This is a genomic window from Flavobacterium sp. (assembly GCF_028689845.1).
Classification (GTDB): domain Bacteria; phylum Bacteroidota; class Bacteroidia; order Flavobacteriales; family Flavobacteriaceae; genus Flavobacterium.
This window is the reverse complement of record NZ_JAQVCH010000018.1, coordinates 1-15,513: the sequence shown is the minus strand read 5'-3', so window position 1 is coordinate 15,513 and position 15,513 is coordinate 1. Positions and strand designations below refer to the sequence as shown.

The following is a 15,513-nucleotide window of genomic DNA, read 5'->3' as shown; positions in this document are numbered from 1 at the left end:
TATTCCTAACTTTGTGAAAAATGAGTACCAATGAATCTAGAATTACCATTTTCTTGGCAAAGTAAATTAGCTTTAGAGACCTCAAAGCCTTATTTTATTCAATTACAAAACTTTTTGGAGCAAGAATATGCAACACAACGATGCTATCCCAATAAAGATTTTATTTTTGAAGCTTTTGCTTCTTGTACCTGGGAAAACGTTAAGGTAGTTCTCATTGGGCAAGATCCGTATCACGGTTTTGGTCAGGCAAACGGTTTATGTTTTTCGGTTTATGATGGCGTAGCTTTTCCGCCCTCCTTGCGAAATATTTTTAAAGAATTAGAAAATGATTTAAACGTACCCATTCCCATTTCTGGAAATTTAGAACGCTGGGCCAAACAAGGTGTTTTATTATTAAATGCCACATTATCCGTTCGCGAGGGTGAAGCAGGAAGTCATCAAGGGCAAGGCTGGGAAGAGTTTACAGATGCGGTTATCAAGCTTATCTCGACTGAAAAAAAGGATGTTGTCTTTTTGCTTTGGGGCGGATTTGCTCATAAAAAAGGAAAGCAAATTGACAGAGAGAATCACTTTGTTTTGGAGGCGGGACATCCTTCGCCATTGAGTGCCAATCGCGGTTTTTGGTTTGGCAATAAACATTTTAGTAAAACCAATGCGATTTTAACCAATTTGAACATAAAACCAATCGATTGGTAAAAGATTATATTTAATTCAATTAAGATTATAGCTATGGCATTTGATTTTAAAACTTCCTATATTCTGGAAAATGATAGGGTTCAATTGCGACCATTATCTGCAGAAGATTATGATTTGTTAGTTCATTTTTCAAAAGAAGAACCCGAACTGTGGACCTATTCATTGGTTCCTGCGAGTAATGAGCTGGCCCTGCAAAAGTACCTTCAGTTGGCTTTAGAAGGGCGAGAAAACCAGCGAGAATATGCTTTTGTGGTTTATGATAAAACCCGTGACGCGATTGCGGGATGCACACGATTTTATGATATTCAATTGGCTGCTCAATCGCTTCAATTGGGATTTACTTGGTATGGTAAAGCATTTCAAGGAACAGGTTTGAATCAGCAATGTAAGTTATTATTGCTCGATTTTGCTTTTAGAATTATGCAAATGGAACGGGTTGAATTTCGTGCTGATGAGCAAAATAAACGAAGCATTGCTGCCATGAAACGAATTGGTTGTGTGGAAGAAGGTGTTTTGCGAAGTAACGGAGTAAAACCAAATGGTGAACGACGAAGTAGTATTGTACTGAGTATTTTGAAAGCGGAATGGGAGCAAAGTGTGAAAGAGAATTTGAGAAAGTTGTGCTCGCTTTAGGCATGCATCTAAGTTGGACTGTGTTTGAATTTCCGTTTCACGGGATTTTATATGTTAACCGCTAATCCGCAAATTTTTATAGTTTATGTTTTTAAGCCCTCCGTTTTTGTAAGAATTGTTTTCTATTTTGTAAGAGTAAATCGTGAAGCATTTTTTAAAATTCAAACAGAAAGTGTTTAACCTATTTAATAATTCTGTAAATTTGATTGAGCAAAGTGTGATGCCAAATTTATTTGTGCAACTGCTAGCGGAATTTCAACTCAAAGCCTTTCCATTGCTTACCAGTTAATTTTTACGAGGAGACAAAATCATGAAAATCTTTGATTCAAAAAACATCCATGAACTAGATCGATTAACGATGGAGCAGCAACAAATCACTTCGTTAGAATTGATGGAACGGGCCGCTCTTCAAGTTTTTTTGTGGATAGTGAATCATTTTTCAGATAAAAAGAAAGTGTTTCATCTGTTTTGTGGTGTTGGAAATAATGGCGGTGATGGACTCGTAGTTGCTCGTTTATTAAAACAAAATTACTTTTCGGTGCAAGTGTATGTTATTCCTTTTGCCACGTCGTATTCCGAAGATTTTAAAACAAATCTGCAACGCTTAAAAGAAGTAAATTTAAACCATACTTTATTGGATGAATCGGCTACTTTTCCAACCATAGACCATCAAGACATTATTATTGATGCCATTTTTGGAATTGGTCTCACGCGTGAACTCGCTCCTTGGGTGCAAAAAATCATTCAAAAATTAAATGAGCAACCTAGTTTTAAAGTGGCTATTGATGTTCCTTCTGGTCTTTTTTTAACTAGAAAAACGGAATTAGCGATTCAATCGGATGTAATTTTAACCTTTCAATTTCCAAAACTTGCTTTTTTTATGCCAGAAAACGAAGCATTTGTGACTGAAATTGTTATTTTAAATATTGAACTTGACTCCAAAGCAATCGATAAAACACCAACCTCGTTTTTTTATGCCGATGTGAAGGAAGTCAAAAAAAGATATCATCCAATTGCTAAATTTTCACATAAAGGAACCCAAGGCCACGCTTTATTAATTGGAGGAAGTTATGGAAAAATAGGTTCGATGGTGTTAGCCGCTCAAGCCGCTTTACGTTCAGGCTGTGGATTAGCCACAGTATTTATTCCAAAATGCGGCTATGAAATCCTGCAAACAGCTTCGCCAGAAGCCATGGTGATTACAGATGAGAATGATAAAAAAATCACCCAAATTGATTTTGAGTTTACGCCCAAAGCCATCGGAATCGGAATGGGAATTGGCCAAGAAGAAGAAACAATTGCCGCTTTTTATGATTTTTTGTTAAAGAACAAATTGCCAGTACTGATTGATGCCGATGGTTTAAATATACTGGCCACGCATCCGGAGTGGTTGACATTACTTCCTGAAAATTCTATTTTAACGCCACATCCCAAAGAATTAGAACGTTTGATCGGCACTTGGCAAGATGATTTTGATAAAATTAAAAAAACACAACAATTAGCCCAACAATATCAACTGGTTGTATTGATAAAAGGAGCATATACCTTAATCATCAGCGACAAAACGGTTTTTGTGAATCCAACTGGAAATCAAGCGTTAGCTACCGGTGGAAGTGGCGATGTGTTATCTGGAATGATTACGAGTCTTCGTGCACAAGGTTATACCGCTTTTGATGCCGCATTAATTGGCGTTTATTTACACGGAAAAACAGCCAACCTAGCGGTGCCAGAAATAGGTCACGAAAGTTTTATTGCTTCTGATATTATCCATTATTTAGGTAAAGCTTTCTTAGAATTGAATTCAAATTAGTCTTTACAAACCGTTTTTTGTTAACAAATCAATTAATTTAGGGTCAGATGGTCGTGGAGCATCGGCATTGACAATTTTGCCTTCTGCATCTAAGAGTATAAACCTCGGAATTCCATCAATAGCATATTTTTTTACAAAATCAGATTTCCAATCTGCATCGGCAAACAACTGAATGCCTTTTAGCTCTTTATCAGCTACCATTTTTTTCCATTTTTCATGGTCTTTTCGGTCATCAATCGAGATACTTACGAATTCAATGTTCTTTCCATGGTAGGTTTTTTCAACTTCTTTTAAAGCTGGAATTTCACCAATACAAGGTCCGCACCAAGTTGCCCAAACATCAATATATACCAATTTACCTTTTAAACTTTCTAAGGAAGTTGTTCCACCATTCACATTTTCATAATCAAAAGTAGGAGAGGGAGAGCCTTTGGTAATGTTTTTTAGAATTTCAAATTTTTCTGTGATTTTCTTTTTAAATTGCTCATCCACCGCATAAGCCATCATCTCTTTATAAACCGCTTCTAAATTTGGCGTCTCTCCATTAAATTCATAACTCATCATTTTAACCAAATCACTTTGAATGCGTTTACTCGATAAGGTTTTTAATTTTGCAAAACCTTTTTCTATCGGCAAGGATTTATCATCTGATTCATCATACATATATTCCTGAAAAGCCACAGAAGTTAAGGTTTGATAAGAAAATGAATTGAGGTAAAGCGTTTCGTCATCCATATTAAAATCCGCCGTTAATTTTGGAAAATTAGCACTAGGTTTAAAATCAGGATTTTCAGTGAAAAAAGCATGGTAACGCGGAAAATTATCATTCATTTTTAAGATATAAAAGTCGATGTCTTTTGTTTCTGTCGCTAAAAACTTGGAATTTGGAATTTTAGAATCTTTAATGCGTTGATTCATTTCCTTTTTATATAAATCCCCTTTCGCTAAAAAAGCGTTTTCATCAACCGAATATACTTTTATGGCTTCTGCACGCGAGGTAAGAAGGCCGTATGTTTTTTGTTCGACGGTTCTTTTTAGGACTAAAAAATTGTTTTCGGCACTGCCCGTTCCTGTAAAGTTCATTTTTTGATAAAAATCGTCGCTTTCCGTCACAAAATTCAATTGAAAACCGTTTTCAAGATAAATAAAAAACATATTTTCATCATTCAAAATCAGGTTATACAATCCTTCATAAGGCAAGGTCAAGGTATCCGCAAAAATTCCGTTTTTCATTGAAATTTCTTTTGAAAAGTTAATTCCTTCTAACGTAATTTTAGTAGAATCAGCATTTTGAATCGTTCCAGAAAGAAGGGTAAATTGTTCGTTTTTTTGACAAGCCACAACGCAAATCAAACTAAAAAGGAAGAGGATATTTTTCATTTGTTTAAAATTTGGTTTAAAAATACTGAAATTGTTCGATTGTTATTAAATAAAAGGTATTTCTTTTGTTTTTATGCAAACGTTTGCGGAATTTTGAAAACTCAACCAATCAATAAATGGATCATCATCATTATATCTGTTCCGATGTACTTACTTTGGACGTTATCAATCAAATTATAATTGAAAATAAAGCATTGGCTCTATCTGAAGAAGCCAAAGTGAACATTCAGAAATGCCGAAATTATTTAGACGAAAAAATGCGTAAACATGACGCACCCATCTACGGAATTAACACGGGTTTTGGGTCGCTATGTAATGTCATTATTTCAAACGAAAACCTAACTCTTTTACAAGAGAATTTAGTAAAATCGCATGCATGCGGAACAGGAGATGAAGTGCCGCAACCCATTGTGAAGCTGATGCTTTTGCTAAAAATTCAATCGTTGAGTTATGGAAATTCAGGCGTTCAGTTAGAAACGGTAGAACGATTAATCGAATTTTATAACCGAAACATTTTGCCGGTAATTTATACGCAAGGTTCCTTAGGAGCTTCTGGCGATTTGGCTCCGTTAGCTCATTTAAGCTTACCTTTATTGGGCGAAGGTGAAGTCTATTTTGAAGGAAAAAAAGTGTGGTCAAAAGAGGTGCTGGCTCATTATAGTTGGCAACCGATTGTATTGCAATCCAAAGAAGGATTAGCTTTATTAAACGGAACGCAGTTTATGAGTGCTTATGGCGTTTATATTCTACTAAAATCTTCTAAATTATCGTATTTAGCCGATTTAATCGGAACCATTTCTTTAGAAGGTTTTGATGGAAGAATTGAGCCATTTCATGAATTAATTCATTTGGTTCGTCCGCACAAAGGACAAATTGAAACGGCTCAACAAATCACTGATTTTTTAGAAGGAAGTCAAATTATTAGTCAACCCAAACAACATGTGCAAGATCCGTATTCTTTCCGCTGTATGCCGCAAGTTCATGGAGCCTCAAAGGATACAATTGAATATGTGCGACGTGTTTTTAAAACAGAGATTAATTCGGTTACCGATAATCCAAATATTTTTGTGGGTGAAGATTTGATTGTTTCTGGTGGAAATTTTCACGGTCAACCGCTTGCACTTCCGCTAGATTTTCTAGCCATTGCGTTGGCAGAATTAGGAAGTATCTCCGAAAGAAGAACCTATCAGTTGATTGCAGGATTACGGGGTTTACCCGCGTTTTTAGTAGATAATCCGGGACTGAATTCTGGATTTATGATTCCGCAATACACAGCGGCGAGCATCGTAAGTCAAAATAAACAATTGGCCACTCCAGCCAGTATTGATAGTATTGTTTCCAGCAATGGACAAGAAGACCATGTGTCGATGGGAGCCAATGCAGCGACTAAATGTTTGAAAGTCGTTGAAAACCTTGAACGTATTTTAGCTATTGAATTGATGAATGCTTCACAAGCTTTGGAGTTTAGAAGACCATTGAAATCAAGTGATTTTATAGAAATGTTTATCAAATCTTATCGCGAAGAAGTTTCTTTTGTCAAAGAAGATCGTATTTTGCATTATGATATCGAAAAAACGATTGCTTTTTTGAGGAGTTTTGAGATTGAAGTAGACTAGTTATAGGAAAATTCAATTTCATTTTATATATATATGTATATTAACTTATTGGATATGAAAAATCTTTTGAAATTAATTCTTTTAACCGTTCCTTTTTTTTCTCATGCTCAATTTGAAAACTTTGATTATTCTCTAAAATGGTGTACTTATTTTCACTCAGAAAGCAATGATTTAACGGTGTTAAATTCGGCTATAGATGAGTTAAATCATATTTATATTGTTGGTTCAATTCAAAGTCAATTTGATTTATACAGCGATGACGACTCTTTATATAATCATCATGGTAATTTAGATGGTTTCATCGCAAAATTTGACTCTGACGGAGATTTGATTTGGTTTAGAAATTATGGTGGGACTGAAAATGATAATATTACCCATCTTAAAATAAAAGACAACCATCTTTTTATCATAGGAACAACTGGGAGTACAGATGGAAATATTATTTCTTCCAATAGCTTAAACGGAATCAATGATGGATATGTTGCCAAGTTGACTACAAATGGAGATTTTATTTGGAGTAAATGTATAGGAGGCAATTTATCAGATAATTTATTTAACCTCTCTCTTTCAGAACAAGATGATATTTATCTAGTAGGCGAGAGCAGAAGCACGACCAATTTAGCAACGCCAAACTCCTTTAAAGAATTTAACGAAGAAGGATTTGCTTTGCCTTTTATAGCAAAGTTAGATAGTTTAGGAAATAAAATTTGGGCAACCTATTATGGACCTAATAATTTAAGTTTTCTTAGAAATATTGTTGTCTGTTCAGAAGGGATTTACTTAATGGGAATGGTTTTTTCAAATGAAGCGAGTGGGTTTACTTTTTATAGTACAACCGGGAGTCATAAAGAAACGGCTGATTCTGGTGCCGATTTATTTTTAGCTAAATTTGATTTTGAGGGCAACAGAATTTGGGGAACCTATTTTGGAGGTATAGCTCAGGATTTTGCTTTAGGAAGTAATCACCTTGTAGGGAAAAATAACGAATTATATTTTTGTTTTGCAACAAGTAATAATAACCTTGCCACTCCTGGAGCTTTTCAAGAAGATATAGGCGGAAGTTTTTCTTTTCTTATTTCTAAGATGACTTCTACCGGAGCAATTGAATGGAGCACCTATTCAGGCCGAGCAAATCCAAATGTTTTCAGTCATACTTTGTCTTCTTCTATAGTGCTTCATGAGGATGATTTATATGTCACTGGAACGTCAAGTTTAAGTGAAATGGGCACACCCGGAAGCTATAAACAAGAATTAACTTTAGGTGATACAGATGCGTTTGTTATGAAATATAATCTTGCTGGATATAAATTATGGGGAACCTATTTTGGTCTAGAAAATGGTGATGGTGGGCGTAACGCGATGTTTACAGCGAACGGTTTTTATTTGTTAGGAAACACAAACAATGAGAACCTAAGCACACCCGACTCCTTTATTAATGAATATAACAACGAAAGCGACAATTTTTTGAGTAAATTCTCCTTAGAAAATTTATCAATTAATGAAATAAGTGAAAAGCAGGGTGTTATTTATCCCAATCCTTTTCAAGATTATGTAGCTTTTGATTATCCAAATAAAATAAAAACAATTAAGCTATTTGATCTACTTGGAAAAGAAGTGAAAAGCTATTTAAGTGTTAATTCCGAACGTTTTCAAGTAAATTTAAATACGTTACAGCGTGGAGTTTATTTGGTAGAAATCGAATTTATAAACCATAAAAAAACCATAAAAAAAATTGTAAAATCATTTTAAACTTAAAGACCGAAAATGTATAAACTATTTCGGTCTTTTTTATGTTTTACTTCATCTTAAAATTCTTTTCAATCGCTTTAATCATTTCAGCAGCAATATCTTTATTAGTTGCTCCTTCAATTCCTTCTAAACCGGGAGATGAATTCACTTCTAATAAAAGCGGTCCTTTGCTAGAGCGGATAATATCCACACCCGCCACTTTTAATCCCATGGCTTTTGCGGCTTTAATGGCAATTATTTTTTCTTCTTTTGTAGGCTTGATAACAGAAGCTGTTCCGCCCAAATGGATGTTGGCTCTAAATTCGCCCGCCAACGCTTCCCGTTGTATTGTTGCCACTACTTTTCCGTCAATAACAAACAACCGCAAATCCTTTCCGTTGGCCTCTTTAATAAACTCTTGTACTAAAATATTGGCATTCAAACTTTTAAATGCATTGATAACCGATTCGGCTGCTTTTTTAGTTTCTGCCAAAACAACTCCTTTTCCTTGTGTTCCTTCTAAAAGCTTCACAATCAAGGGCGTTCCGCCAACCATCTTAATCAAATCATCGGTATCTAAGGGTGAATTTGCAAACCCCGTTGTTGGAATATCAATACCATGATTTAAAAGCAATTGCAAGGAATATAATTTATCCCGTGATTGTGTAATAGCAGAAGATGAATTCAGACAAAATACTTTCAAAGCTTCAAATTGTCTCGTTAATGCACAACCATAAAACGTGATGTTGGGACGAATTCGTGGAATTACCGCGTCAAAATTGGTGAGTATTTTTCCGCCACGGTAATGAATTTCTGGTGTATTGGCATCCAACCGCATATAACATTCTTTGATGTTTAGAAACTGCATTTCGTGGCCTCTGCGTTCACCCGCTTCCATGATTCGTTTATTGCTATAGAGTTCAGGATTACTGGCTAATAAGCCAATTCGCAAGCCGCTTTTTTCAGCTAAAACTTCGGGATACATATTTTTTAAATTCGCAGGAGTTGCTTCGCCTAATAAATATTTTTGTTCCGGATCAACTAAGGCTCTGCCGCTCATGGCTTCGCGACCTAGCAACATTCGAAATCCCATGGAATCTCGATTAGTTAAGGTCATTTCGATTGTCCAAGATAATTCACCCAATTGTAATTGCGTTTGAATGACAAATCGTTGCTCCCGAAAACCGCTAGAGCTTTTAACAATTCGTTTATCAATTAACGGTGCTTGACAATGAATAATGGTTTTGACATTATTTTGAATAGGATTAATGTCAAATTTAACCCAATGTTCGCCATCTTTTAAAAACGGACTAATATTAAGGGCATGAAGTGCCGATGTTTTGGCTCCCGAATCAACACGAGCTTTGATAATAGGAATACCAATTTCTGGAAAAGAACACCATTCCTCACTACCAAGAATAAGTTTATTGTCTAACATTTTTGTAATAGATATTTAGATAAAAAAAACCACGTATTCTCGAAAAATACAATTCGTGAATTCGTGGTTTTATTGTAAAATAATTTTTAACTCGTTGGTTTTTCTGCTTTTTTAATTTTTACGGTCAACTCTTCGGCATTGTCCTCTATGTCCATAAAAATTTCATCGCCTTCGCCAATTTTAGAGGTAATTATTTCCTCTGCTAACGAATCTTCTACATATTTTTGAATGGCTCTTTTTAAAGGGCGAGCTCCAAATTGTCTGTCAAATCCTTTTTCTGCAATAAATGCTTTGGCTTTGTCTGATAAATTTAAAGAATAACCTAAATCTTTAATTCGAGCATATAGTTTTTTCAATTCAATTTCGATGATTAAATCAATATGTTCTTTCTCTAACGCATTGAATACAATCACATCGTCAATCCGATTTAAAAATTCGGGTGCAAACGTTTTTTTCAAGGCGTTTTCAATCACACTTTTGGAATGTTCATCGGCCTGCGACACTTTTGCTGCCGTTCCAAAACCAACTCCTTGTCCAAAATCTTTTAATTGACGAGCTCCTACGTTAGAAGTCATAATGATAATCGTATTTCTAAAATCAATTTTACGACCTAAACTGTCGGTCATATAACCGTCGTCCAACACTTGCAGCATCATATTAAATACATCAGGATGTGCTTTTTCGATTTCATCTAATAAAACTACACAATAGGGTTTGCGACGTACTTTTTCTGTTAATTGACCGCCTTCTTCATAGCCTACATAACCAGGAGGAGCACCGACTAATCGTGAAATGGCAAATTTCTCCATGTATTCACTCATGTCAATACGAACTAAAGCATCTTCAGAATCAAATAATTCTTTGGCTAACACTTTCGCCAACTGTGTTTTTCCAACACCAGTTTGGCCTAAGAAAATGAAAGAACCAATTGGGCGATTAGGATCTTTCAAACCTGCTCGGTTCCGTTGAATCGAACGAGCGACTTTCTTTACCGCCTCATCTTGTCCGATTACTTTATTTTGAATTAATTCAGGTAAATGTGCTAATTTATTGCTTTCTGTTTGAGCAATACGGTTCACCGGAATGCCCGTCATCATTGAAACGACATCGGCTACATTGTCTTCGGTAACGGTAATTCGGTTGTTTTTAGAATCAATTTCCCATTGTTCTTGGGCAATTGCTAATTCTTTTTCAATGCGTTTTTCATCATCACGTAATTTGGCAGCTTCCTCGTATTTTTGTTTTTTAACAACAGTATTTTTAGATACTCGCACGTCTTCCAATTGTTTTTCGAGTTCCAAAATTTGTATAGGTACATCAATGTTGGTAATGTGAACGCGTGAGCCTGCTTCATCTAAAGCATCAATAGCCTTGTCTGGTAAAAAGCGGTCAGACATATAGCGACTTGTTAACTTCACACAGGCATCAATCGCTTCTGGCGTGTAAGTCACACTATGGTGGTCTTCATATTTTCCTTTAATGTTATTTAAAATAGTAATCGTTTCTTCAATGGTCGTTGGTTCGACAATAACTTTTTGAAAACGTCTTTCTAATGCTCCATCTTTTTCAATATATTGTCGGTATTCATCCAACGTGGTGGCACCAATACATTGAATTTCACCTCTTGCTAAAGCCGGTTTAAACATGTTGGATGCATCAAGTGAACCTGTTGCTCCACCAGCACCAACGATGGTGTGAATTTCATCGATAAAAAGAATGATATCGTCATTTTTTTCTAATTCATTCATCACCGCTTTCATCCGTTCTTCAAATTGGCCACGGTATTTTGTACCAGCAACCAAACTGGCTAAATCAAGGGTCACGACGCGTTTGTTAAAAAGAATACGAGACACTTTTTTTTGTATAATTCGCAACGCCAATCCTTCGGCAATTGCTGATTTTCCCACACCTGGTTCACCAATTAAAAGCGGATTGTTTTTCTTTCTTCGGCTTAGAATTTGCGAAACGCGTTCAATTTCTTTTTCACGGCCCACTACGGGGTCGAGTTTACCTTCTTCGGCCATTTCGGTTAAATCACGTCCAAAATTATCTAGCACCGGAGTTTTAGATTTTTTATTGGTTTTATTGGCGGGATTATTAAAATTGCCTTCTTTTATACTGTCATCTTGTCCGGAATCATCATTAAATGATTCGCTTTTAGGAAAGCTGTCATTATATTCGTCTTCGTTGTTATTTGGTATCATATTTAAATATTGTTCTTTAGCCGTATCGTAATCGATTTTGAGCTTGTTTAATAATTTAGTCGTCGGATCGTTTTCGTTCCTTAAAATACAGAGCAAAAGATGTGCCGTACTAATCGAAGAACTTTGAAAGACTTTGGCTTCTAAAAAAGTAGTTTTTAAAGCACGTTCCGCTTGACGGGTAAGGTGAAGGTTTTTCTTTTCATTACCTACCTCGGCATTTGGATTTGGCGGACTAAGCACTTCCACTTTTTTTCGTAAATAATCTAAATCAATAGTTAGATTATTGAGTATCGTAATTGCTTTTCCGTTTCCGTCTCTTAAAATTCCTAACATCAAATGTTCTGTACCTATAAAATCATGGCCTAATCGCAAGGCTTCTTCTTTACTGTAGGTAATTACATCTTTGACTCTTGGAGAAAAATTATCATCCATCGCATTTTTTTTAATAAGTAAATTTAGTGAATCTGAGTGGTAAATGCAAAGATTGTACCGATACCATTCTATTGTCAGCTAATTGACAAAAAAATAATGAATAATAAAAGCGAATGTGCTACTAAATTATAAACTAAAAAGAAGGCTTTTTTGTTAATAAATCATGAAAATTACTTCTTGCTTTTGCTTTAAAAAGCGAGAAAAATTCGTATATTAGCACGTTTTGAAATAATTATAATTTTAATCTATAAATACTTATGTCTGAAGGAGAAAAGTTAATTCCTATTAACATCGAGGACGAAATGAAATCAGCTTACATTGATTATTCGATGTCAGTTATTGTTTCACGTGCTTTACCAGATGTTAGAGATGGTTTAAAGCCAGTACACCGTAGAGTTCTTTACGGAATGTATGATTTAGGAGTTTTTTCGAATAGAGCTCACAAAAAATCGGCCAGAATTGTTGGAGAAGTGCTTGGAAAGTATCACCCACATGGTGACACCTCTGTTTATGATGCGATGGTTCGTATGGCTCAAGAGTGGAGTTTGCGTTATTTGCTTGTGGATGGTCAAGGTAACTTTGGTTCGGTAGATGGCGATAGTCCGGCAGCAATGCGTTATACAGAAGCTAGAATGCGAAAGATTTCAGAGGAAATCATGGCGGATATCGAAAAAGAAACCGTTGATTTTCAACTGAATTTTGACGATACGCTTTATGAGCCTAAAGTAATGCCTACAAAAGTGCCTAACCTTTTGATAAATGGAGCTTCAGGTATTGCGGTGGGTATGGCAACAAATATGCCTCCACACAATTTAACAGAAGTTGTCAATGGTATTTTGGCCTATATCGATAATGAAGAAATAGAAATCGACGAATTGATGGATTACATCAAAGCTCCCGATTTCCCAACAGGTGGAATCATTTATGGTTATGAAGGCGTTCGCGAAGCTTTTAAAACAGGACGTGGTCGAATTGTGATGCGTGCCAAAATGAGTTTTGAAGAAAGCAATGGCAGGGAAGCAATTATCGTAACCGAAATTCCATACCAAGTCAATAAAGCAGATATGATTAAAAAAACTGCTGATTTGGTTAATGATAAAAAAATCGAAGGAATTTCAAATATTCGAGACGAGTCCGATAGAAACGGAATGCGTATTGTTTACGAATTGAAGCGTGATGCCGTTCCAAATGTAGTTTTAAATACCTTATATAAGTATACGCAGTTGCAATCTTCGTTCAGTGTGAACAACATTGCTCTTGTGAAAGGTCGTCCGCAAATGTTGAATTTAAAAGATTTGATTCATTATTTTGTAGAACACCGTCATGAAGTAGTCGTTCGAAGAGCTCAATTTGATTTACGCAAAGCGGAAGAAAGAGCTCATATTTTAGAAGGTTTAATCATTGCTTCTGATAATATTGATGAAGTAATCGCTTTAATTCGAAGTTCAAAAGACGGAGACGAGGCCCGATCAAAATTAATTGAGCGTTTTTCACTTTCGGAAATTCAAGCTCGAGCAATTGTCGAAATGCGTTTACGTCAATTAACTGGTCTTGAACAAGATAAGTTGCGAGCAGAGTATGAAGAAATCATGAAATTGATTACGTATTTAAGAGAATTATTAGCTAGCAAAGAAATGCGAATGCAAGTAATTAAAGATGAGTTAGTTGAAATTCGCGATAAATATGGTGATGAGCGTCGTTCTATCATTGAATATGCCGGTGGCGATGTAAGTATTGAAGATTTAATTGCCGATGAAAATGTGGTTATTACAATTTCGCATGCGGGTTATATTAAACGAACCAACTTATCGGAGTATAAAACTCAAAATAGAGGAGGAGTTGGACAAAAAAGTGCGGGGACAAGAGATCAAGATTTCTTAGAACATTTATTTGTTGCAACCAATCACCAATACATGTTGTTTTTTACGCAAAAAGGAAAATGTTTCTGGATGCGGGTTTATGAAATTCCTGAAGGAAGTAAAACAGCAAAAGGCAGAGCGATTCAAAACTTAATCAACATTGAAAATGATGATAAAGTAAAAGCGTTTATTTGTACCCAAGATTTAAAGAACGAAGAATATATCAATAATCATTATGTGATTATGGTTACTAAACAAGGTCAAGTGAAAAAGACTTCGTTAGAACAATATTCTCGCCCGAGACAAAACGGAATTGCAGCGATTACCATCAAAGAAGACGATGAATTATTAGAAGCAAAATTAACAAACGGAAATAGCCAAATTCTAGTAGCGGTTAAATCTGGGAAATTAGTTCGTTTTGAAGAAGGGAAGACCCGTCCGATGGGAAGAAACGCGTCTGGAGTTCGTGGAATTACACTTGCCGATGAGAAAGATGAAGTAATTGGCATGGTTTCTGTAAATAAAGAGTTTATTAACGACACACAATTATTAGTGGTAACTGAAAAAGGATACGGAAAACGAACCAAATTAGTCGATGACGATGGCGTAGATGTTTACCGAATTACAAACCGGGGTGGAAAAGGAGTGAAAACCTTAAATATTACGGAAAAAACAGGAGCTCTTATTTCAATTAGTGCCGTAACAGATGCTGATGATTTAATGATTATTAACAAATCTGGATTAACCATTCGTATGGAAGTTTCTGATTTGCGTGTTATGGGAAGAGCCACACAAGGAGTTCGTCTTATTAATATCAAAGGAAATGATTCTATTGCCGCCGTGACTAAGGTCATGAAAGAAGAAGAAGCAGAAGAAGTCGAATTTGAAGATGTTAGTGAAGAAGTAAAATCAGCTGATAACGAATCACAAACTGATAACGACGAGGAGAACACCGATGAGCAAAATGAAAACCAAGAATAAATATTAATTATAAATTTAAATTACCATGAAAAGTAGATACGTCATTCCAGCGTTTGCTTTATTGTTAAGTATGGGTTCAGTAGCCCAAAAAGATCAATTTAAAGCGTTGGAAAAAGCAACTAAGAATTTTGATGCCAATAATGTAAAGAATACGTTAATGGCTGCAGAATCAGCGGTTGCTAATGCAGGAGATGCAGAAAAAGCACAATTTTATTATTTAAAAGGGAATGCATTATTTGAACTTTCAAAAAACAATGTAGATTCTGGAACTAATCTAGTTGGAGCAGCCAAAGCCTATCAAGATGCGATAGCTTTAGAGAAAACAATTGGGAAATCCAAGTATAGCAATCAGGCAGAAATTGCCTTGTTGTCTGTAAAAGACAATTTGATTAATTCAGCCGTAGAAGACAATAAAAACGATAGGTACAAAGAAGGTACGGTTAAATTGTATGAAGCATATAGAATTAGTCCAAAAGACACTGTTTTTTTATATTATGCGGCTAATGGTGCAATTCGTACAAAAGATTATGATACGGCAATCGACTATTTGGCTCAATTAAAAAACATGAATTACACCGGGAAAGCAACGGAGTATTATGCTGTTGATAAAGGAACCAAAAAAGAAGTTTTATTTAGCTCGAAAGCAGAACGTGATTTATTTATTAAGGCTGGTTCACACGAAAATGCTAGAGATGAAAAAGTAGCTTCAATGCGTGGAGAAATTTATCAGATCGGA

Annotated in this window: 9 protein-coding genes and 1 pseudogene; 7 read left to right on the top strand and 3 right to left on the bottom strand. The window is 35.5% G+C overall.

Going from position 1 to position 15,513, the window contains the following annotated elements:
* Positions 1–30: 30 nt before the first annotated feature.
* From PHR76_RS08285 to PHR76_RS08275, 3 genes are all read left to right on the top strand, one after another.
* Entirely contained in the window at positions 31–696 is a 666-nt protein-coding gene (locus PHR76_RS08285; RefSeq protein WP_300060868.1) for a uracil-DNA glycosylase, read from the top strand.
* 33 nt (positions 697–729) lie between these two features.
* Positions 730–1,329: a GNAT family protein gene (locus PHR76_RS08280; protein ID WP_300060865.1), complete on the top strand. Its 600-nt coding sequence runs from the start codon at positions 730–732 to the stop codon at positions 1,327–1,329.
* A gap of 310 nt (positions 1,330–1,639) precedes the next feature.
* Positions 1,640–3,139 (top strand): NAD(P)H-hydrate dehydratase, encoded by a 1,500-nt coding sequence (locus PHR76_RS08275; protein WP_300060862.1) that lies wholly within the window; start codon positions 1,640–1,642, stop codon positions 3,137–3,139.
* A gap of 3 nt (positions 3,140–3,142) precedes the next feature.
* Here PHR76_RS08275 and PHR76_RS08270 read toward each other — a convergent pair whose 3' ends face one another.
* Entirely contained in the window at positions 3,143–4,519 is a 1,377-nt protein-coding gene (locus tag PHR76_RS08270; protein WP_300060861.1) for a TlpA disulfide reductase family protein, read from the bottom strand.
* A gap of 116 nt (positions 4,520–4,635) precedes the next feature.
* Between PHR76_RS08270 and hutH the strand changes: the two genes are divergently transcribed.
* Together hutH and PHR76_RS08260 are read left to right on the top strand one after the other, a co-directional pair.
* The gene (gene hutH / locus PHR76_RS08265) at positions 4,636–6,135 is read left to right on the top strand and encodes a histidine ammonia-lyase (protein WP_300060858.1); all 1,500 of its coding nucleotides are present in this window, start codon (positions 4,636–4,638) and stop codon (positions 6,133–6,135) included.
* Between the two features lie 54 nt (positions 6,136–6,189).
* Positions 6,190–7,884: a T9SS type A sorting domain-containing protein gene (locus PHR76_RS08260; RefSeq protein ID WP_300060856.1), complete on the top strand. Its 1,695-nt coding sequence runs from the start codon at positions 6,190–6,192 to the stop codon at positions 7,882–7,884.
* 46 nt (positions 7,885–7,930) lie between these two features.
* Here PHR76_RS08260 and rimK read toward each other — a convergent pair whose 3' ends face one another.
* Positions 7,931–9,301: a 30S ribosomal protein S6--L-glutamate ligase gene (gene rimK, locus PHR76_RS08255; RefSeq protein WP_300060854.1), complete on the bottom strand. Its 1,371-nt coding sequence runs from the start codon at positions 9,299–9,301 to the stop codon at positions 7,931–7,933.
* 86 nt (positions 9,302–9,387) lie between these two features.
* The gene (locus tag PHR76_RS08250) at positions 9,388–11,937 is read right to left on the bottom strand and encodes an ATP-dependent Clp protease ATP-binding subunit (RefSeq protein ID WP_300060850.1); all 2,550 of its coding nucleotides are present in this window, start codon (positions 11,935–11,937) and stop codon (positions 9,388–9,390) included.
* Positions 11,938–12,194: 257 nt separating this feature from the next.
* On the opposite strand from PHR76_RS08250, the gene gyrA reads away from it, so the two are divergent.
* Together gyrA and PHR76_RS08240 are read left to right on the top strand one after the other, a co-directional pair.
* Entirely contained in the window at positions 12,195–14,777 is a 2,583-nt protein-coding gene (gene gyrA, locus PHR76_RS08245; protein WP_300060847.1) for a DNA gyrase subunit A, read from the top strand.
* A gap of 25 nt (positions 14,778–14,802) precedes the next feature.
* Positions 14,803–15,513 (top strand): annotated as a pseudogene (locus PHR76_RS08240) (hypothetical protein); the annotation flags it as partial.